At 64.8% G+C, this 233-nt stretch carries 1 pseudogene; it reads left to right on the top strand.

Annotation, left to right across the window (positions count from 1 at the left end):
• Window positions 1–233 (top strand): annotated as a pseudogene (locus VC352_RS25080) (two-component system response regulator OmpR); the annotation flags it as partial.

Here is a 233-nt window from a genome sequence, read left to right as displayed (position 1 = left end):
CCTTCAACCCGCGCGAGCTGCTGGCGCGTATCCAGGCTGTGCTGCGTCGCCAGGCGCCGGTGGTGCCAGGGGCGCCGGGTACCGTGGACGAGAGCGTCACCTTCGGCGAATACGAGCTGTCGCTGGCTACCCGAGAGCTGAAGAAGGGCGAGGAAGTGCACATTCTTACTACCTTCGAGTTCTCCTTGCTCAAGTCACTGGTGCAGCACTCGCGCGAGCCGCTGACACGCGAC

It is taken from the genome of Pseudomonas sp. C11 (assembly GCF_034683865.1).
Classification (GTDB): domain Bacteria; phylum Pseudomonadota; class Gammaproteobacteria; order Pseudomonadales; family Pseudomonadaceae; genus Aquipseudomonas.
Note: the sequence above shows the minus strand (reverse complement) of the source record. Positions and strands in the feature narration are given on the sequence as shown.